Genomic DNA, 19,401 nt, shown 5'->3' on the forward strand with positions numbered 1-19,401 from the left:
GAGCCTTTCAGATGCCCATTTCTCAGACGATTGCCGTGCTGGCCACGGCGCTGGCAACATGCCTGGCAACGACGACCCACGCCCAGGATTGCGAGCCGGCCTGGGCCTCGGACCTGTTCAGCATTCCCTACGTTGACGGCGAGGTGCTCAGCGGCGCGACGTTCGACGACGGTGCCGGGCCACGGTTCTTCGTCTCGGGATACTTCACCCAGATGGGCGTCCAGCCGATCAGGCGCCTTGCGATTTGGGATGGCCGGACGTGGTCGGCGCTCGGCCAGGGTGAGCCCGACGGCGCCATGACCATGCTGTCGTTCGATGACGGCGCCGGTCCGGCCCTGTACTACGGCGCTTCGGTCGGGCCGATCGACGGCCTGCCGACGAACAGCATCGCCAAGTGGGACGGCACGCAGTGGTCGCGGCTGGGCAACGGCCTGGACGGCAGAGTCAAGGCCATGGCGGCCTTCGACGACGGCTCGGGCCCGGCGCTTTTCGTAGCCGGTGAGTTCCTGATCGCAGGCGGTGAACTGGTCAATCGCATCGCTAAGTGGGACGGTTCTCGCTGGAGTCCGCTTGGCGAGGGCCTCAGCGGTCGCGCCAACGCACTTGCGGTGCACGACGACGGCAGCGGTCCTTCGCTCTACGTCGGTGGTCGTTTCGTGACCGCTGGCGATGAAATCGTCAACAACATCGCCCGCTGGGATGGCGCCGCGTGGGACTACCTCGACTTCGGCGTAAACGAAGAGGTCCACGCCCTGGCCACCTACGACGATGGCTCCGGACCAGCGCTCTACGTCGGCGGTGGCTTTACGCAGGCAAGCGGAACGCCCGCCGTGGGCATCGCCCGATGGGACGGCGCGGCATGGTCGCCGGTCGGCGGCGGGCTGGACGGCGGCGTCGCGACGTTCCAGGTCGTGACCGGGGGCGACGCGCCGGGCCTGTACATGGGCGGAAACTTCCGCGCCGCCAATGGCGAGATCGGCTTCGACTTCGTTGCTCGCTGGGTAGGCGCATGGCAGCGCGTCGGCGCCGGCTTCCAGAACACGGTGGCGACCCTGGCGACCTACTACGGGCCCGATGGACCGCACCTGCACGCCATGGGCTCTTTCAGCCGAAGCGGCGAGGGCTTCCTCCCCGGCTTTGCGCAGTTCAACGGGGAAGACTGGGCCGCGCCGTTCACCGGCTTGCAGGCCACGCCCCTGGCCATGGCGGTCCACGACGACGGCAGCGGCCCCAGCCTGTACGCGGGCGGCGAGTTCCGCGGCGCCGGACGATCGGCGGCCATCCGCATCGCAGCGTGGGACGGCGATCGCTGGCGCAAACTGGGCTCGGGCATGGACCGGTCGGTCCTGGCGCTTGCGTCGCACGATGACGGCGATGGACCGATGCTGATCGCTGCCGGCGACTTCACTTTCGCCGGCGGTCTGCCGGTGGGCTACGTCGCAGCGTGGGACGGCCAGCAATGGCTCAGCATGGGCGATGGCTTTTCGCACGGCGCCCACGCACTGCACGTCCACGCCGACGGGCAGCTCTACGCCGGCGGTGGCTTCTTGCAGAGCGGGTCGCGCACGCTCAACAGGATTGCCCGATGGGACGGCGACGAGTGGGTCGCACTCGAAACAGCAACGAGCACCGGCCTGAGCGGCGGCGTCCACGCCCTGGCGACCTACGACGATGGCGATGGGCCGGCGCTCTACGCGGGCGGGCAGTTCGCCGGTGCGGGCGAAGTCGTCGCCACGAACATTATCCGGTGGGACGGCTCGGCATGGCAGTCCCTCGGCCCCGCCGGCACCCAGGGGGTCAACGGCCTGATCTCGGACATGGCGGTCTTTGACGACGGCAGCGGACCGGCGCTCTACGTTGCCGGCAGCTTCACCCAGGCCGGCGGCGTCGCCGTGTCCAACATCGCGCGCTGGGACGGCGCCGCATGGTCGGCCGTCCAGGACGCCTCGGGCAACGGGCCCGACGAGCCCATCGTCGCCCTCGAGGTCTACGACGATGGCGACGGCCCGCAGCTCTACATCACCGGCCGGTTCCAGGCCATCGGCTCGCTGCCCGCCGGCCGGCTGGCCCGCTGGAACGGCTCTCAATGGTCTGGCGTGGATGGCGGCATCGGCACGGGCCGGCGCGAGCGCGGCTGGGCGATGGCGACCTACGACGACGGCGCCGGTGAGGCGCTCTTCGTCGCGGGCACCTTCGACACCGTGGGCGATCGCATCGAGTCGGCCTACCTGGGCAAGTGGCAGGGCTGCCCGCCAGTTCCGTGCGTGGCCGACTTCGACGGCGATGGCGCACTGACGCTCTTTGACTTCCTCGCCTTCCAGAGCGCCTTCGCGCTGGGCGAGCCGTCAGCGGACCTGGACGGCGACGGCGCTTTGACGCTCTTTGACTTCCTGGAGTTCCAGACCCTCTTTGCGGTGGGCTGCTGACTACCGCTCGCGCCCGGCCTCGATCACGCCCGCGTCCAGCACGATGTGCCGAACGTGCTCGCGGCCATGGCCATGGACGACGTGGATGCGGCCGTCCGAGCCCTGCATCATCGTCGGATAGTCGGCCTGGTCTCGATTGCGAGAGACGTCGGGGATCAGCACCTCCCAGCGCTCGCCATCGAACGACCGCGCCAGCGAGAGCGGTCGGCGGTCGGGCGGGGGGTTGTAGGCCAGCAGGTGCACGCCATTGGCGGTCGTCAGGGCGTGCGAGCCGGCCTTGGTGTCGATGGGCGAACGCTCGATGGGCGACCAGGTCTTGCCGCCGTCGGTCGACTCGCTCCACGCGCTCTCGCGTGCGAAGACTGCCAGGTGCTGCATGTCGGGCGAGAGCACGATGAAGCTGGGCTGGATGGCGTGCGGATTGCCTGGCCCTCGCGGGGCGTTCTGCCGTGCGTCGGTGATGGGCCCGATGATCTCGACGCCGTGCTCCTGACCGATCCAGTCGCCCGCGCGGTAGCGCTCGAAGTGGATGCGCCAGCCCTCGGGCGACTCGGTGCTCGAGGCGCACAAGAGGTCGCCATCGGGCAGCACGATGGGCCGGTTCTTGACCGGGCCCGTTGCGCGATGAGCGTAGGGCTCGAAGACAGCGTGCCGCTGGTCCTGCTCGATCTCGGGCAGCCACACGCGGTCCGACCACGTCCGACCGCCGTCGTCGCTCGTGCGCACGGCACCCCACCAGTTCTTGTATCCGGGCAGATCGGTCTCGCCCGTGATCTTGAACCACAGGTAGATGCGGCCCGTCTCGGGATGGGTGAACAACACCGGATTCCAGCACGCGTACTCGATGTCGCGCTCCTGGCCATCGCGGCCGGTGATGGTGCACACGCCGTCGTCGACGATCACCGGCCCGGACCATGGCGCATCGACCGGCTTGCGGGCCACCCAGATGTCTACGTCCGCCCGCCCCTCGCGGCTGCCGCCGTACCAGGCGGCCAGCAGCGTCCCGTCGGCGGCCTCGGTGATGGTGGCCGCGTGGATCTGCCGCTGGCGGGGCAGGTCGCCGTGCGGAATATTGTGCGTTTCGAGCACGGCGTCCGCGGCGAGCCGGCCCTGCTGGGCAAACGCCGCGCCGCACAGGCAGGCGAGCACGAACACGATCGTCGTTCGCATGTCGAAATCCCCCGAGGCTGGTCTTTGGTTACTCTAGCTCCACGCCTTCCCAAGGCAGCGCGGTTCGACAAGCCTGGCAGAGACAGGGAGAACGCCTATGCCCTGCCGAGTCGAGGTCGAGTACACTTCGAAGCACGGGTCGCGTGTGTAGGGGCGCGCAGCCGGCGTCCGAGTCCGAAGGCTCCGGAGGCGCGAGGGCCGGACCACAACACAAAGGAATGGGAAAATGATGCAGGTGCGTGGCATGATCCCGCCGTTCGTCGCCGCACTTCTTATGACCGGCTTCGCAATGACCGGCTTCGTATACGCCGCGCCGAGCGATTCGGGCGCCGCGCTGCGATTCGTGCACGACCAACGCGGCGCAACGCCTCCGCACGCTGCATCGACGCCGCCGCGACCGGGCGTGTTCACGCTGCCGGGCGTCGAGCTGCCAGCCGCCCAGGACACCCCGCCGGCGAGTGAAGATCTCGCCAAGAAGCTGCAGAACCCCGTCGCCGATCTCATCAGCGTGCCCTTGCAGCTCAACTACGACCACGGCTACGGGCCCGACGACGCCGAGCGATGGACGCTGAACATCCAGCCGGTGATCCCGTTCTCGATCAGCGAGGACTGGAACCTGATCTCGCGCACCATCGTGCCCATCATCTATGCCGAGGGGCTGAGCGACACCGACGACAGCGACGTGGGCATCGGCGACACGGTGCAGAGCCTGTTCTTCTCGCCCAAGGAACCCGTCGGCGGGGACGGCTGGATCCTGGGCTTCGGCCCCGTCGCGCTGCTGCCGACGGGCACCGACCCCGACTTGCGGGCCGAGCAGCTCGCGCTCGGGCCGACCGGCGTGGCGCTGCGACAGCAGGGCGGCTGGACGTACGGCCTGCTGTTCAACCACCTCTGGGGCGTGGCCGGCAGCGGCGACGTGCCCGACGTGAACGCCACCTTCCTGCAGCCCTTCGCCAGCTACACCTTCGAGACCAAGACGACGCTGACGCTCAACACCGAATCGACCTATGACTGGCGCACGCACGACTGGACTATCCCGATCAACCTCAGCGTCAGCCAGCTCACGGGGGTCGGCAGCCAGCCGATCAGTCTCCAGTTCGGCGCCCGCTACTACGCCGAGCGCCCGGGCGGCGGGCCCGATGTGGGACTGCGCTTCGGGCTGACGTTCCTGTTCCCCAACTAAGTTCGCCGATCCGCTAGGCACTCCGCTTCGGCCACACGCGCACGTACGCGTGCGCGACGATGGGTGCGAGCACGACGGCGATGGCAATGCCGATCACGAAGCCGATCACGAGACGGATCATGATCGTATCGACGAGCGCGTGCGCTGTTTCGTCCGCCTCCCGGATGGCGTCGGCCACGAGCCGCTCGATGTCTTGCGTGGCCTCTTCGCGCTGGCGATCGAGCTGGGGCTGTAGCCATTCGAGCGTGGCAAGGCGCTGTTCGTCGACGCCGCGCAGCACGAGCGCGCGCTCGTCGGCGATGCCCGCGAGCAGCGCAGCACGTTCGGCCGCAACGGCATCCAGCACGATGGCTCGCTCGCTGGCCACGGCCTCGAGCATGAGCTCCCGCTCGCCGCGCACGCCGTCCATGAGCAGCTCTCGCTGCTCGGAGACAGCATCCAGCACAATGGCCCGCTCCTCGCGCACCAGTTCGGGCACGGCCTCGGCAACGGAGGCCGCGCGTTCGGCGGCTTGTGTCGCGTCCAGGGCGGCGCCGACGAGCTCTTCAACGGCTGGCTGCCGGACCACTTCCTCGACGGCTTGATCAATCAGCAGCTCCGCCTCGCCGCGCACCTGGAGGTGCACGTCGGACAGCACCAGCCTCGCCTGGTGGGCCAGCACGGCGACCTGCTCGTCCAGGTTGTTCACCCGTTGCAACGCGTTGCCGCGATCGGGCGCGAGCTCGGCCAGCGGCCCGAGCGGCGATGACCGCTCGAAGGAGAGGTCCTCGAGCGGGTGTGCTTGGACCCATGCCGCGACGCGGTCGCGTGCCTCCGCGTCCAGATCGTCCTCTGACGTGACGTACTCGCGCCACAATCGCTCGGCGGTCTGCGTGAGGTGCCGGGACGTCTCGATGGCGATATCCTGCTGATCACCAAAGACGTTCCGGCCAGCGCCGGCTTCGAAGAACTCGGCGAGTTGGGCCGCGAGCAGCCATGCATCGAAATACGCCGCGAGCGGATCGGCTCGGAAGCACGCTTCCTGCATCGCCGGGATCGCGTTGAGCTTCCATAACAGCGCCGCACGTTGCACTTGCGGGTCCGACGACTGGGACGCGATTCGATCGGCGGCCTTGCGCACGGATGCGGAGAAGTCCATGAGGTACTCTGTCGCGGCTGCGCGAATGATCTCCGTCCGTACGTCGACGGGCACGCCAGCGGCACGCTCGCGCTCCTGAGCGTGCGACCTCGCCGTACCGCATGCGGCAAGCGTGGCCAGCGGCGCAGCGACGAGCGCGAGCCAGCAGCCCGCCAGTGCGATCGAGCGTGCGGTGTCTGCCATGTTGAACCCCCCAGGGTTGCGAACCGATCACCACAGCGTACGACTCGTCCGGCCTTAGCGGCACAAGAGGGACAACGCGTATTCCAGGGCCCGCGGTTCCTGGGTACACTGCGCGAAGGTAACGACCCTGCGGGGTGTCCCCACAGTCGGACGTAAGAAGGAGTTCGGACACGATGCAGGTACGAAGCACGATCGTGCTGGTCGCCGTCCTGGTGCTGGCCGCCTCGGCCTTCGCCCGTAATGGCAACCAGCAGGGCCAGCAGGAACAGGGGCAGGCATCCAGGCCCAACATCCTCATCATCTGGGGCGACGACGTGGGCATGTGGAACATCAGCGCCTACCACCGCGGCATGATGGGCGGCGAGACCCCCAACATCGATCGCATCGCCAAAGAGGGCATGATCTTCATGGATCACCTCGCCCAGGCCTCCTGCACGGCCGGCCGGGCCTCGTTCATCACCGGGCAGTACCCCATCCGCACGGGGCTGACCACGGTCGGCCTGCCGGGCGCCAAGGAGGGGTTGCAGGACTCCGACCCGACGCTGGCGTCGATGCTCCAGGACCACGGCTACGCCACCGGTCAGTTCGGCAAGAACCACCTCGGTGACCGGGACGAGCACCTGCCCACGGCGCACGGCTTCGATGAGTTCTACGGCATCCTCTACCACCTCAACGCCGGCGAGTACCCAGAGCAGTACGATTTCCCAAAGGACGAGGCAGTCCAGGAGCGGTTCAACCTCAAGCAGCGCGGCATCATCCACTCCCGTGCACTGCCGGATGGTGGGCAGGAGATCGAGGACCTGGGCCCCTGGGGCCGCGAGGTGCAGCGCACGCTCGACCAGCAGGTGCTCGAGCAATCGAAGCGGTTCATCACCGACGCCGTCGAGAGCGACACGCCGTTCTTCGTGTGGCACAACACCACGCGCATGCACTACCGCACGAACCTCAGTGAGGAATACGAGGGCAAGAGCGGCCTGGGCATCTACGCCGATGGCATGATGGAGCTCGACGACGACGTCGGCGAGCTGCTCGACCTGCTCGACGAGCTCGGCGTCGATGAGAACACGATCGTCATGTTCTCCACCGACAATGGCGCCCCCTCGAATTCCTGGCCCGACGGCGGCAACCACCCCTTCCACGGCGAGAAAGGCGTCGGCGGCTGGGAGGGCGGCTTCCGCGTGCCCATGCTCGTGAAGTGGGACGGCAGGATCCCCGCCGCAACGCACACCGGCGAGTTCATGACCATGGAGGATTGGGTCCCCACGCTCATGGCCTGGGTCGGCGACCAAGACATCAAGGAGGACCTGCTCGACGGCATGGAGATCAACGGCAAGCAGTTCCGAGTCCACTTGGACGGCTACGACCAGAGCGACATCCTGCTCAGGAACGGCGCGAGCCATCGCAAGGAGTTCTTCTACTTCACCGAAACCGTCTTCCACGGCATGCGCTACGACCCGTGGAAGCTGCTCTTCATCGACCAGGAAGAGTGGTTCCGCGCCGAGCAGGTCCCGCTCTCCACGCCCATCCTCATCAACATGGAGCTCGACCCGTTCGAGCGCTTCATCGAGGCGCGCGGCTACGACGAATGGTCGGAGAACCGCAGCTGGATCCTCGGCCAGGCCGGCGGCGTCATCGCCGGGTTCGTCAAGACCTTCGAGGAATATCCGCCCAGCCAGAAGGGCATGTCGGTCCAGGTCACGAACCTGAGCGAGAAGATCAACTCGATGCCGGGCAGCCGTTAGCGGCCGGGCCGCAGCCAGGCCATCAAGGGCACGAACGAGGGCAACACGCGGTAGGCACGGGCGGCAGGAGCCCGTGAACGATCAGTTCTCTGCAACGACTCAGACACCGGGCCAAGTCCGGAGAACGGAGAATCAAGATGCAATGGAACGCGACCCGTGGCATGCTCGTCGCAATGGCGGTGGGCGGCCTGAGTGCATCCGCCTTGGCCCAGGCCGAGGGCGACGCCTTCAACCGAGCCGTGCGCACCGCCGACCACCTCGAGCCGGCCATCCCCAACGGCGAGCAGGACCGCCAGGCCGCCGCCAAGCTGCGAAGCCTCCGCGAGCGCTTCGGTCGCCCGCCCAACATCCTGATCCTCGTGGCCGATGACATGGGCTGGGGCGATCCGGGCGTCTACGGCGGCGGCATCGCCGTCGGAGCGCCGACCCCGACGATCGACCGGATGGCCAACCGGGGCCTGCGGCTGACGTCGACCTACTCCCAGCCCACGTGCACGCCCACGCGCGCGGCGATCATGACCGGTCGCATCCCGACGCGCAGCGGCCTGACGCGGCCCATCCTGACCGGCGAGCAAGTCCTGGTCAACCCGTGGGAGGCCGAGGTCTCGGCCGCCGAGATCCTGTCGGGCAACGGCTACACCACGGCGCTCATCGGCAAGTGGCACGTGGGCGAGCAGGAGGGCATGCGCCCCCACGAGGTTGGCTTCGACGAGTACTACGGCATCCTCTCTGTCGTCAGCGAGTTCTCCCAGCAGTTCGACGAGCGGCTGTACCCCGACCTGGTCCTCCGCCCCGAGCGCATGGCCGCGGTGGCCAAGCTCAGCGAGCCGGCGATCACCAAGGGGGTCAAGGGCGGCCCGCTGGAGATCGCCGAGGAACTCGCCACGACCGACGACCTGGGCCAGCTCGATCAGAGGTTCGCCGATGCGTCCGAAGACTTCATCCGGCGGACGGTGGACGCCGATCGCCCGTTCTATCTGGTGCACGCCTTCAGCCGCGTGCACAACGACAACTACCCGGCCGAGGGCTACGCCGGCAAGAGCCCGGCCGGCTTCCCGTACAAGGACGGCATCATCGAGATCGACGACATCACCGAGCGTCTGCTCGGGGTGCTCGCCGACACGGGCCAGCTGGAGAACACGCTCGTGTTCTTCACCTCCGACAACGGCGCCAACGAGGACCTCTCGCCCGACGCGGGCTTCCAGCCCTGGCGCGGCGGCAAGGGCACCACGTGGGAGGGCGGCGTGCGCGTGCCCGGCATCGCGTACTGGCCCGGCACGATCGCGGCCGGGCGGCAGAGCGACGGGCTGTTCGATCTGTGCGACCTGTTCAACACGTCGCTGGCCGTCGCCGGGCTGGACATCCCCAGCGTCACCAGCGAGGAACTGTACATCGACGGCGTCGACCAGACCTCGTTCCTGCTGGCCGACGACGGCCAGAGCAATCGCGAGGCGGTGTTCATGTACTCCGAAAACACGCTCATGGCGGTGCGCTGGCTCGAGTACAAGGTGCACTTCCGGGTGTTCCAGACCCATGCGCCGCGCCGCAACCTCGATGAAACGACGATCGCGGCCACCGGCATGAGCCCGTGGGTGTACAACCTGTACATGGACCCCAAGGAGCAGGCCAGCACCGGCCACTCGCGCTTCGAGTGGGGCATCCCACAGGTGTTGCAGAAGGCCGGCGCGCACAACGCCACGTTCGAGAAGTTCCCGCGGAAGGACATCGGGCTGCGCAAGCCCTGACGGGGCGATCGATCGCGCGTGTGCTCGGCCTGGACGCCTTCGGCATCGGCATGGACACCGGCCAGCCGGTGACCCCCGACTACGAGCCGCCCTTCGCCGGCCAAATCGAGAAGGTGGTGATCGAGGTGCGTTGAGCATTGGCGGACGGCGGCGGGCCCGGTCATCCGGGCCTGGCCAGCCACGGCGTATCCTGGACCAGCCATAGCGTGGCCCAGGTGGCGCGTGCGCTGGCCGAAGCCAGGCGGGAGCGCCCCACCATCGCGGCAGCAGCGTTGGCGTCAACGCGCCTCGGCCCCCGCTGCTGGCCTGGACCGATTCGACCGAGTGGAGGGCGACGTGACGGTCCTGGAACTGGCAGTTGGCATCGCGGTTCTGCTGGCGGTGTTCTGGGTCGGTCGCCTGCTGATCCACCGCTTCTGGCCCTACCGGACGACCTCCATCGAAGCCGCGGGCGTGCTCGAGCACGCCCAGGTCCAGTCGAGCGGCCCGGTGCGCGTCACCATCTCGGCCCTGGGGCGAACCGAAGCGCACCGCGTCTTCGGCGTGCCGCTGGCGATCCGCGGCATCCAACCGGTCTGGATCGAGGTCGAGAACGGCGAGGACGTCCCGCTCTTCTATCTTCGAGCGGGAACCGACGCCTCCTGGTACTCGCCCTTCGAGACCTCCTGGCTGGCCCGCTATCGCGCTGCGCGCCCGGCCAATCGAAAACTCCAGGACCGCTGCTACGACCTGAGCTTCAAGAACCCCATCCCGCCGGGCCAGACGCGCTGCGGATGCATCTTCACGCGCGTCGACGAAGGCACCAAGGCGGTCGATCTCGACCTGGTGGGCATCGGCAAGGTCGTCCACAGCTTCACGTTCTCGCTCGACGTGCCGGGGTTCCGCGTCGACTCCCAGGGCATCGACTTCGAGAAGCTCTACGCCCCCCAGGACGTCGTGGACCTGGAATCCGAGGACGACCTCCGCGAGGCCCTCGAAGCGCTCCCGCGGTGCACGTCCAACAAGGCGGGGGATCGCCAGGGCGACCCGCTCAACGTCGTCCTGATCGGGACCCACGCCGACGGCAGGGCCGCCTTCGCACGGCGTGGATGGCATCCGACCGAGCAGACCTACGCGGCCGCGGTCTGGCGGACGATTCGCTCGTTCATCTTCCGGGCGCGCTACCGCTATTCGCCCGTCAGCCCGCTGTACGTCTTCGGACGGCGCCAGGACATCTCGGCCCAGAAGGCCCGCGAGTCGATCACGCTCAGGAACCACGCTCGATTCTGGCTCACCCACCTGCGTTTCCGGGGCGATCCGGTCTGGATCGGACAGATCAGCCGCGACATCGGCGTTCGCTTCGTCCTTGGACTCCCACCAACCACGCACAAGATCGATCCGGACGTCGACGAGGCGCGAGGCGGCCTGGTCCAGGACCTGGGCTACTCCCAGGCGCTGGCGCGCTTCGGGTACGTCAAGGGCGTCGGCGAGGCGCCGCGGGACGCCCAGCGCGTGAACCTGACCGGCGATCCGTACTTCACCGATGGGCTCCGGGCGGTCCTGTTCTTCGACAAGCGACCGCTGACCCTCGAAAAGGTCGAGTTCATCGACCAATGGGAGCTGCCCGAGCCGCACCGATGACCGCCTGGCCCGCCCCCATCGGGCCCACCCACCGGCCCCATTCCTCGGCCCACCCCCCGGGCCGGCCGTCACGCCGCCAACGCCGGGCGCGCGAGATCGATCGCCGGGGGCCCCGCCCCCGGGCCCGGGTGCGCCGCGCCGGGCGCAGGAATTGCCGCGCCGTGGCTTTGTCCCGGCGCGGCTGGGCCACGGCGCGGGGCGACCAACGCAAGGCGCGACGCGCCCTTCGAAGGATTTGTCGCGCCGGGCGTTGTTATCCGGGCCCTGGCCCCATCGCGGCCGGCACGGCCGGGCACGATCGGCAAGTCTTGCGCTCCCGGTATTTTTTATCATTTCTCGGGTCGATCCGCCCTCCGATCCGCCGATGCATGGACCCGTCCCGGGGGCACGCCGCCCCCGGCATCCAGCAACGGCCGCGATGCTCCCGTGGGGGCTGGTGGCCAACAACCACGGAGCATCGATATGACACCACCGACGATCCCCGAGACCAAGGCGGGGCAACTGGACTTCTTCGAGAGCCGCATCACCCCCTGGACCGAGAGCGCCGCGCAGATCGGCCTGGTGGTGGCGCAGACCACCGAGCTGAGTTCGCGTATCGACGCGGCCCGCGCCGCATACGACGCGGCGCAGGCGGCCAAGCTGACCCTGGCCGCGCTCATCGAGACCCAGGACGCGGCGCTGGGCGCCATGACCGAGTACGGCAGCCAGCTCGTCCAGACCATCCGCGCCTTCGCCAAGCAGACCGGCTCGGCGTCGGTCTACGCCACGGCGCTCATCGACCCGCCCAAGGACCCCACCCCGATCCCGCCCTTCCCGGCTAGCAATCTTACGTACGAGCTTACGACCAGCGGCTCGCTGAAGCTTACGTGGGACGGCCGGCTGTCCACCGGCACTTCGTACATCCTCGAACGCGCGTTCTTCAACGAGCAGGGGCAGGTGCAGCCCTTCGAGGCCATCGCCTTCGTGGATGGATTGAGTTACACCGACGACTCGATCCCCAACGGCACGGGCAACATCCTGTATCAGGTCAAGGCCCTCAAGGGCGGGGCGACCACCCAGCCCACCGCGCCCATCTTCGTCCGCTTCGGCACCGGCAACCAGGCCCAGGGCCAGAGCGAGGCGGCGGCCTAGGCCGGCGTTGGGAAGGTTCCTTCAGCGAGGGCCTTTTCAGCACGGCCCTTCCAGCAGGGTTCTTTCGGCACGGTTCTTTCGGCATGGCAGGGGCCGCACGCGGCCCCTGCCGTCGTTGCGCACGCGGGTTTCCCGCAGCGCCCCGCGCCCGCGTTCGGGAAAGTGGTGTACCGTTGCGGGCAGGCCGGAGAGTACACTGAGCCAACCGCGCCGCGTCCCGTGGGGGGCATGCGTGCGTGCGTGCCGCAAAAAGGAGTCCCACGATGACGCGAACGCGCAGCATGATCACGCTGGCCCTCGTTCTGGTGCTGGCCGCCTCGGCCCTCGCCCAGCGCGGCAACCAGCGGAACCAGCCCGGCCAGCAGGGCCAGCAGAATCAGGGCCAGGCATCGAAGCCCAACATCCTCGTGATCTGGGGCGACGACATCGGCTGGTCGAACCTGGGCGTCTACAACCACGGCGTCATGGGCTACCCCACGCCCAACCTGGACAGCATCGGCCAGCAGGGCGTGATCTTCACCGACCACTACGCCCACCCCTCGTGCACGGCCGGGCGCGCCGCGTTCATCACCGGGCAGTACCCCATCCGCTCGGGCATGACGACCGTCGGCCAGCCGGGCGATGCGCTGGGGTTGCAGGCCGAGTCTCCGTGCCTGGCGGCGGTGCTCAAGGCCGAGGGCTACGCGACGGGCCACTTCGGTAAGAACCACCTGGGCGACCGCAACGAGCACCTGCCAACGAACCACGGCTTCGACGAGTTCTTCGGCAACCTCTACCACCTCAACACGCAGGAGGAGGCCGAGCAGCGCGACTACCAGAACTTCGGTGAGGCGTTCTCGGGCAGCCTCGAGGCCTACGAAGAGCAGTTCGGCACGCGCGGCGTGATCCACTCCTTCGCGACCGACGAGTTCGACGACACCGAGCACCCACGATTCGGCATCGTCGGCCGCCAGACCATCGAGGATACCGGCCCGCTCACGCAGGAGCGCATGAAGAACTTCGACGGCGGCGAGGTGATCCCCAGGGCCCTGGACTTCATCGAGCGATCGCAGGACGAGGACAAGCCGTTCTTCGTCTGGCTCAACACGTCACGCATGCACCTGTACACGCGCATCGACGACGAGTGGCTCCGCAAGGTCGAGAAGTACACCAGCGAGGCGGACTACCACGGCGCCGGCATGCTCCAGCACGACCACGACATCGGGGTGGTGCTGCAAGCCCTCAAGGACATGGGCCTGGACGAGAACACGATCATCGTCTACTCCACCGACAACGGCCCGGAGCACGCCTCGTGGCCGCACGGGGCGACCACGCCCTTCCGCGGCGAGAAGATGACCACCTACGAGGGCGGCGTGCGCGTGCCGTGCATGGCCCGCTGGCCCGGCAAGATCCCCGCGGGGACGAAGCTCAACGGCATCCAGAGCCACATGGAGCTGTTCACCACGCTGGCCGCCGCGGCGGGCGTCGACGACGTGGCCGAGCGCATCATGGCCGAGAAGAACCAGCCGATCGACGGCGTCAACAACCTGCCCTACTGGCTGGGCGAGGCCGACCAATCGGCCCGCAACCACCTGTTCTATTACTACGAGACCAAGCTGACCGCCGTGCGCATGGGGCCGTGGAAGTTCCACTTCTCGACCAAGGAAGACTACTACGCCAACCTCGTGCCGCGCACGGTGCCGCTGGTCTTCAACATCCGCATGGATCCCTACGAGAGCTACGACAACAAGGACTCGTACGGCCACCTGCTGCAGAAGGTCTCCTGGCTCATCCAGCCGATGGGCCGCCTGATGGCCGAGCACCTGCAATCGCTGACCGAGTATCCCCCGGTGCAGGGCGGCAAGTCGTTCGACATGTCCAACGTGGTCGAGGAGTACATCGAGAAGGCGAGGCAGTAGGTGGAACTGTGCCGGTCAAACCGGGGGCGCTCTGGTTGGAGTGTCGCTCCGTTTGAAGGGTTTGGTTGATGATCTGGCACAGCCTCATGCTCGGCGTGCTCGTGCAGGCGGCGATGCCCAAAGAGCCCGCGTCTTGCTGCGCGCCGCCCGACGCCATGATGCTGCGTTTGGCCGCATTGGCCCAGCCCGAGGATTCGACACCCGCCAGCACCGAGGGCATGGTCTACATCCCCGGCGGCGAGTTCTCGATGGGCTCGACCGACCCGCTCGCTCGGCTGGACGAGGCCCCCGTGCACCGCGTGCGGGTCGACGGCTTCTGGATCGACGCGACCGAGGTGACCAACGCGCAGTTCGAAGCGTTCGTCGACGCGACCGGCTACCTGACCATCGCTGAGCGCCCGGTCGACTGGGACGAGCTCAAGAAGCAGTTGCCCGAGGGCACGCCCAAGCCGCCCGACGAGGCGCTCCAGCCCGGCTCGCTGGTGTTCACGCCGCCCGAGTCGGCCGTCGACCTGAGAAACTTCGGCCTGTGGTGGACATGGACCCAGGGCGCGAGCTGGAGGCACCCCGAGGGCCCGGGCTCGACAATCAAGGATCGCATGGACCACCCAGTCGTGCACATCGCCTGGGACGACGCCGTCGCCTACGCAACGTGGGCCGGCAAGCGATTGCCCACCGAGGCCGAATGGGAGTTCGCCGCTCGCGGCGGGCTCGAGGGCGCCGTCAACGCGTGGGGCAATGAGCCCATCGCCCCGACGCGCGCGAACACGTGGGACGGGCAGTTCCCGCACAACAACACCAGCGCCGACGGCTTTGCGCGCACGGCCCCGGTGAAGAGCTACCCGCCCAACGGCTACGGGCTCTATGACGTGGCCGGCAACGTGTGGGAGTGGACCAGCGACCTGTACCGCCACGATGAGTACGCACGTCGCGTGTCGGCGGCCAATCGAGCAGGCGACACGGAACCGGTCTTCGACAACCCGCGCGGCCCCGAGCGCGCCGTCGACCCGCGCAACCCGCTGGCCGCGGCGAGCTACATCCATCGCGGTGGCTCATTCCTTTGCAACGATAGTTATTGCGCGAGCTACCGTCCCAGCGCGCGCATGGCGGCGCCGTCGGATTCGGCGTTAAGCCACCTGGGATTCCGCTGCGTCAGTGATGCGCTGCCACCACCCGATACAACGAGCACCGAGAACGCATCCAAGCAAGGGGCGGGCTCCTAGTCCGCACGGGGAAGTATGACCATGACGCTGGGAGCGTTGGCCGTCGCGCTGGCGATCTTTGCGGGGCTGCTGCTGGCCATCGAAGGTGGGTATCGCCTCGGCCGACTCGCCGTGAAGGCGGATCGCAGGTCTGGCGATACGAAGACCGGGGCTCATATGGGCGCAGTGCAGGGCGCGACGCTAGGCCTGCTCGGCCTGCTGCTGGGCTTCAGCTTCGCGGGCTCGGCGGGCCGGTACATTGAGCGTCAGGACCTGATCACGAACGAGGCCAACGCAGTTTCGACGGCCTACTTGCGGGCTGAGTTGTTACGGGCCCCGCACGGAGTTGACTTGCGCCTTGCCTTGCGCGAGTACGTCGCGCACCGAATTGAAGCTTCACAGAGTCTGAGGCTCTCGCTCAGAGAACAGGACGCGGCACGCATCACCGACTTCCATGATCGCATCTGGAGTGCCGCGAGCAAGGGCGTTCGCGAGCAAACCGAGTTAGCGACACCCATTCTCAACCCGGTGAATGACGTGCTGGATCTGCACGCTTCGCGTGTGGCATCGGGGCGCAAGCATCTCCCCGGGCTCGTTCTTGGCTTGCTCGCAATGTGCTCGGCGCTGGCCATGGCTTCGATGGGGTATGGTTGCGGGCTGATGGGCCGACGAAACCTCTCGATAACCGCCCCGTTGGCGGTGCTGATCGGAGCGGCGATGTGGACCATCATCGACTTGGACTATGCCCGGATAGGCTTGATCCAGGTTTCGGACCAGGCACTGATCGATCTAGACTTGCGATAGCCGGGGCCCCACGGTCCGGCTCCCAGCACCATTGGCCCCGTCACACCCCCGACGCCGGCGCGAACGCCGGGAGCAGCACCTCAAACTCGGCCCCCCCGCGCGGGCCGTTGCGCGCAATCAGCACGCCCCCGTGCTCGCGCACGATGCCGTCGGCCACCGCCAGGCCCAGGCCCGTGCCCTTGGCGTCCAGCCGCGAACTCACGAACGGCTCGAACAGGCTGGCCAGAAGCTCGGGGCGGATGCCCGGGCCGTTGTCGGCGATCGTGATGCTCACCCAATTAGAGCCCTCGCGCTCCAGCGCCTCGGCGGCGATGCGCACCGTCGGATCGCGCGCATCGCTCTCGACGAGCGCCTCAGCCGCGTTGCGCACCAGGTTCACCAGCACCTGCACCATGCGGTCGCCATCGCACGGCACGCGCAGCGCTCCCGGAACCGCCACTTCCACGCGCACGCGCCGCACCGGGTCGTCCAGGCCCAGCAGTTCCAGCGCCTGGGCCACCAGGGCGCTCACTTCGACGGGCGCGATGCGTGGCGATCGCACCCGGGCGAAGTCCAGCAGGCCCTCACCCAGGCGCTCAAGCCGATCGACGACACGGGCCATGAGCTGCGCCTTGCGCGCCTCGACCGGGCGATCAGGCCTGGTGTTGAGCTCCGAAACAAGCCCCTTGAGCACCGCCAGGGGCGTGTTGATCTCGTGGGCGACGCCCGCGCTGAGCATGCCCAGCGACGCCAGCCGGTCGGCGTCGGCCAGGTTCCGCCGGGCATTCTCCAGGAGATGGTTCTTGCGCTTCAGATCACCCGCGACGAGTTCCAACTCGGCCAGCGTTCGCGCCAGCTCGGCTTCGTTCCTGCGCAGCGCCGTGATGGAACGGTTCCGGCTGCGCATGATCTCGCCCAGCTCGTCCTGGGGCATGAACCTGGGGTCGATCAGCTCGGCCGAGCGCTCGCCCTGCTGCACGGCCAGGTCGGCACGCAGCATCCGGCGGATGGGCTGGTACACGTGCCGCGGCAGCACGAAGACCTCCAGCGCGGCGGCGATGAGCAGGTACACGCCCAGCATGCTCAGCAGCAGCACCGCGTCGAGGCGCGCCACCGACGCCCGCACGCCCTCGAGCCGGCGGTCGACCACGTAGTAGCCCCCGCCCGCCGCGTGGGGCAGGTACACGCCCGCCGAGCCCAGGCCCAGTCCGTCGCCGCCCCCGTGCGCCAAGGGCACGGGCGCGGTGGCGGCGCGCTGCAGCCCGGCGATGGCCGACGGATCGAGCCCGAGCGCATCGGCCTGGCCCCACCGCAGCGTGATGCCCGGGGCGACAGTGCGCCGGCCGTTAGGCCGCCCATCGGTCAACTCGCGCAGGTCCAGCGTGCTCAGCACGTAGGCGGCGTCCTCGGCCTCGGCCTGGCGCACCAGGTCGGCGATGGCCGGCCTGAGGATGAAGAACATCAGCGCCGCCAGTCCGGCGGAGAAGAGCGTGTGCAGCACGATGAGCTTCTTGCGGATGCGCATCGTGCCCAGCAGCCGGGCCGGGCGGCGACCCGGTCGCGCCGGAGCGGGCGGCGTTTCGCCGGACGATTCGGGCCGATGGTCGCTCACGCGGCGATGGTACGCCCCCCTACCATGGCCCTTGGCACAACGAACCACCCAACGCCGCCGCCCCGGCCGCCCCGCCGCACCCGGGAATCAGCACCACACCGCCCGCTCGGTCGCCCACCAGCGCCTGCGCGAAGAGGCCCACCGCTACCCCGACCTGGGACTGGAGCCCCTCGACACCGGCCCCATCAAGGGCCCGGGCGCCGGCCGCGAGGCCGCGTTGGCCCACGCGATCTACGACGCCGTCATGCGCCGCTGGATCACGCTGGAGGCCATCATCGCACCCCACACCAGCCGCCCCATGCACGAGATGGACAGCACCGTGCGGGCCGCGCTGCTGGCCGGAGCGGCCCAGTTGCTGCTGCTCGAGCGCATCCCACCCCACGCGGCGATCAACGAGGCGGTCAACTGGACGCGCGCCGCCGGCAAGCCCAAGGCGACCGGCCTGGTCAACGCCGTACTCCGCCGTGTTTCGGAGACGCTGACCCGAGGCGAAGAGGGCTGGCCGGTGGTCCTCGAGGGCCCCGCGACCGAGCACGTGGGTACGGCCGACCGCCTCCCGCTGCACGACGGCCGGGCCATCCAGCTCTGGGGCGACGCCTTCCCCGCCGAGACGCTGCCCTGGCTCGAGCAGGCATGCGGCGTGCCCAGGGCGCTGATCGAGCGCTGGCACGCGCGGCTGGGCGAGGCGGGCGCCATCGAGCAATGCCTGCACACGCTCGTGCATCCGCCGGTGGTCATCAACCACGCCCACGCAAGCGAACCTGTTGAAGCGCCCGAGGGCCAGACGCTGACACCGCACGAGCGCGACGGACTCAGCGTGCTGGGCCCCGCCGGCGCCAGCCCGCGCCACCTCCTCAAGGGCCGTAAGGACGTCTGGGTGCAGGACGCGACCTCCGCCGGCGCGCTCGACGTCTTGGCCGGCCTGAACGCCAGCCCCACGCTCATCGTCGACCTGTGCGCCGGGCTTGGCACCAAGACGCGCCAGCTCCGCGCGATGTACCCAGAGGCAACCATCCTGGCGTGCGACACCAACGACGCGCGGGCCAGGGGCCTGCGCCGCGTCTTCGCAAAGGACAAGAAGACGCGCGTGCTGGACATCGAGGACGTGCGATACGAGGCGGCCGGCAAGGCCGACCTGGTGCTGCTGGACGTGCCGTGCAGCAACTCGGGTGTACTGCCGCGCCGGCCCGAGGCGCGTTACCGGCTTGGCTTCGAGCAAGCCGCGGCGCAACTGGAGCGCCTCACCGGCGTGCAGCGCGACCTGGTGGCCCAGAGCCGCGCCATGCTCGTCGCCGGCGGGCGCGTGGTCTACGCAACGTGCAGCATGGACGCCGAGGAGAACGAACACATCACCCAGTGGGCGTGCGCATCGGCCGGTTTCCAGCTGGTGCGCGAGTCGTCCACGCTTCCTGCCGGGCTGCCCGGCCAGCCGCCATCGGCCTATCGCGATGGCGGATACGCCGCATTGCTGGCCGCCCAGGCGTCCGAGGGCCGATAGGCACGTGCCGGGGGGTCTACAGTGGCCCCACGATCGAGCCGGAGACCACAGTCGGTCGCCCCGGCATGCA

The 19,401-nt window shown here is 68.6% G+C and carries 13 protein-coding genes; 10 read left to right on the forward strand and 3 right to left on the reverse strand.

All coding sequences use genetic code 11. From position 1 onward, the window contains the following. Positions 1–11 precede the first annotated feature (11 nt). On the forward strand, positions 12–2,426 hold the full coding sequence (locus RIE32_14045; GenBank protein ID MEQ9097373.1) for an EF-hand domain-containing protein: 2,415 nt from the start codon (positions 12–14) through the stop codon (positions 2,424–2,426). Here the strand turns inward: RIE32_14045 and RIE32_14050 are convergent, their stop codons facing one another. Next, a complete protein-coding gene (locus RIE32_14050) occupies positions 2,427–3,596 on the reverse strand; it encodes a sialidase family protein (protein MEQ9097374.1) in 1,170 nt (389 codons plus the stop codon). It lies immediately after the preceding gene. A 226-nt stretch (positions 3,597–3,822) separates the two neighbouring features. Between RIE32_14050 and RIE32_14055 the strand changes: the two genes are divergently transcribed. Continuing rightward, positions 3,823–4,779: a hypothetical protein gene (locus RIE32_14055; protein ID MEQ9097375.1), complete on the forward strand. Its 957-nt coding sequence runs from the start codon at positions 3,823–3,825 to the stop codon at positions 4,777–4,779. A gap of 13 nt (positions 4,780–4,792) precedes the next feature. On the opposite strand, the gene RIE32_14060 is transcribed toward RIE32_14055, so the two are convergent. Further along, a complete protein-coding gene (locus RIE32_14060) occupies positions 4,793–6,100 on the reverse strand; it encodes a hypothetical protein (protein ID MEQ9097376.1) in 1,308 nt (435 codons plus the stop codon). A 173-nt stretch (positions 6,101–6,273) separates the two neighbouring features. Here RIE32_14060 and RIE32_14065 point away from each other — a divergent pair, with 173 nt between their 5' ends. The 7 genes from RIE32_14065 (at position 6,274) to RIE32_14095 (ending at position 16,242) form a co-directional block, all read left to right on the forward strand. Beyond that, positions 6,274–7,842 carry an arylsulfatase gene (locus RIE32_14065; protein MEQ9097377.1) on the forward strand — a complete coding sequence of 523 codons (1,569 nt, stop codon included), beginning with the start codon at positions 6,274–6,276 and terminating at the stop codon, positions 7,840–7,842. A 137-nt stretch (positions 7,843–7,979) separates the two neighbouring features. Continuing rightward, complete coding sequence (locus tag RIE32_14070) at positions 7,980–9,587, forward strand: arylsulfatase (protein MEQ9097378.1); 1,608 nt, start codon at positions 7,980–7,982, stop codon at positions 9,585–9,587. Positions 9,588–9,923: 336 nt separating this feature from the next. After that, positions 9,924–11,207, forward strand: coding sequence for an LssY C-terminal domain-containing protein (locus RIE32_14075; GenBank protein ID MEQ9097379.1), 1,284 nt, complete (start codon positions 9,924–9,926; stop codon positions 11,205–11,207). A 462-nt stretch (positions 11,208–11,669) separates the two neighbouring features. After that, positions 11,670–12,338: a hypothetical protein gene (locus tag RIE32_14080; protein MEQ9097380.1), complete on the forward strand. Its 669-nt coding sequence runs from the start codon at positions 11,670–11,672 to the stop codon at positions 12,336–12,338. 263 nt (positions 12,339–12,601) lie between these two features. Continuing rightward, positions 12,602–14,236, forward strand: coding sequence for an arylsulfatase (locus RIE32_14085; GenBank protein ID MEQ9097381.1), 1,635 nt, complete (start codon positions 12,602–12,604; stop codon positions 14,234–14,236). 68 nt (positions 14,237–14,304) lie between these two features. Next, entirely contained in the window at positions 14,305–15,459 is a 1,155-nt protein-coding gene (locus tag RIE32_14090) for a formylglycine-generating enzyme family protein (protein MEQ9097382.1), read from the forward strand. A 15-nt stretch (positions 15,460–15,474) separates the two neighbouring features. Further along, a complete protein-coding gene (locus RIE32_14095) occupies positions 15,475–16,242 on the forward strand; it encodes a hypothetical protein (protein ID MEQ9097383.1) in 768 nt (255 codons plus the stop codon). A 40-nt stretch (positions 16,243–16,282) separates the two neighbouring features. On the opposite strand, the gene RIE32_14100 is transcribed toward RIE32_14095, so the two are convergent. Then, on the reverse strand, positions 16,283–17,833 hold the full coding sequence (locus RIE32_14100; protein ID MEQ9097384.1) for an ATP-binding protein: 1,551 nt from the start codon (positions 17,831–17,833) through the stop codon (positions 16,283–16,285). A 31-nt stretch (positions 17,834–17,864) separates the two neighbouring features. On the opposite strand from RIE32_14100, the gene RIE32_14105 reads away from it, so the two are divergent. Further along, positions 17,865–19,331 (forward strand): transcription antitermination factor NusB, encoded by a 1,467-nt coding sequence (locus RIE32_14105; GenBank protein ID MEQ9097385.1) that lies wholly within the window; start codon positions 17,865–17,867, stop codon positions 19,329–19,331. Positions 19,332–19,401 lie beyond the last annotated feature (70 nt).

It is taken from the genome of Phycisphaerales bacterium (assembly GCA_040221175.1).
In the GTDB taxonomy this organism is placed as follows: Bacteria; Planctomycetota; Phycisphaerae; order Phycisphaerales; family UBA1924; genus JAHCJI01.

Excerpts from the sequence above, each read along its gene's own strand:
- RIE32_14045 (MEQ9097373.1), top strand. The coding sequence starts at position 12 with ATGCCCATTTCTCAGACGATTGCCGTGCTGGCCACGGCGCTGGCAACA.
- RIE32_14050 (MEQ9097374.1), bottom strand. The coding sequence starts at position 3,596 with ATGCGAACGACGATCGTGTTCGTGCTCGCCTGCCTGTGCGGCGCGGCG.
- RIE32_14055 (MEQ9097375.1), top strand. The coding sequence starts at position 3,823 with ATGATGCAGGTGCGTGGCATGATCCCGCCGTTCGTCGCCGCACTTCTT.
- RIE32_14060 (MEQ9097376.1), bottom strand. The coding sequence starts at position 6,100 with ATGGCAGACACCGCACGCTCGATCGCACTGGCGGGCTGCTGGCTCGCG.
- RIE32_14065 (MEQ9097377.1), top strand. The coding sequence starts at position 6,274 with ATGCAGGTACGAAGCACGATCGTGCTGGTCGCCGTCCTGGTGCTGGCC.
- RIE32_14070 (MEQ9097378.1), top strand. The coding sequence starts at position 7,980 with ATGCAATGGAACGCGACCCGTGGCATGCTCGTCGCAATGGCGGTGGGC.
- RIE32_14080 (MEQ9097380.1), top strand. The coding sequence starts at position 11,670 with ATGACACCACCGACGATCCCCGAGACCAAGGCGGGGCAACTGGACTTC.
- RIE32_14085 (MEQ9097381.1), top strand. The coding sequence starts at position 12,602 with ATGACGCGAACGCGCAGCATGATCACGCTGGCCCTCGTTCTGGTGCTG.
- RIE32_14090 (MEQ9097382.1), top strand. The coding sequence starts at position 14,305 with ATGATCTGGCACAGCCTCATGCTCGGCGTGCTCGTGCAGGCGGCGATG.
- RIE32_14095 (MEQ9097383.1), top strand. The coding sequence starts at position 15,475 with ATGACCATGACGCTGGGAGCGTTGGCCGTCGCGCTGGCGATCTTTGCG.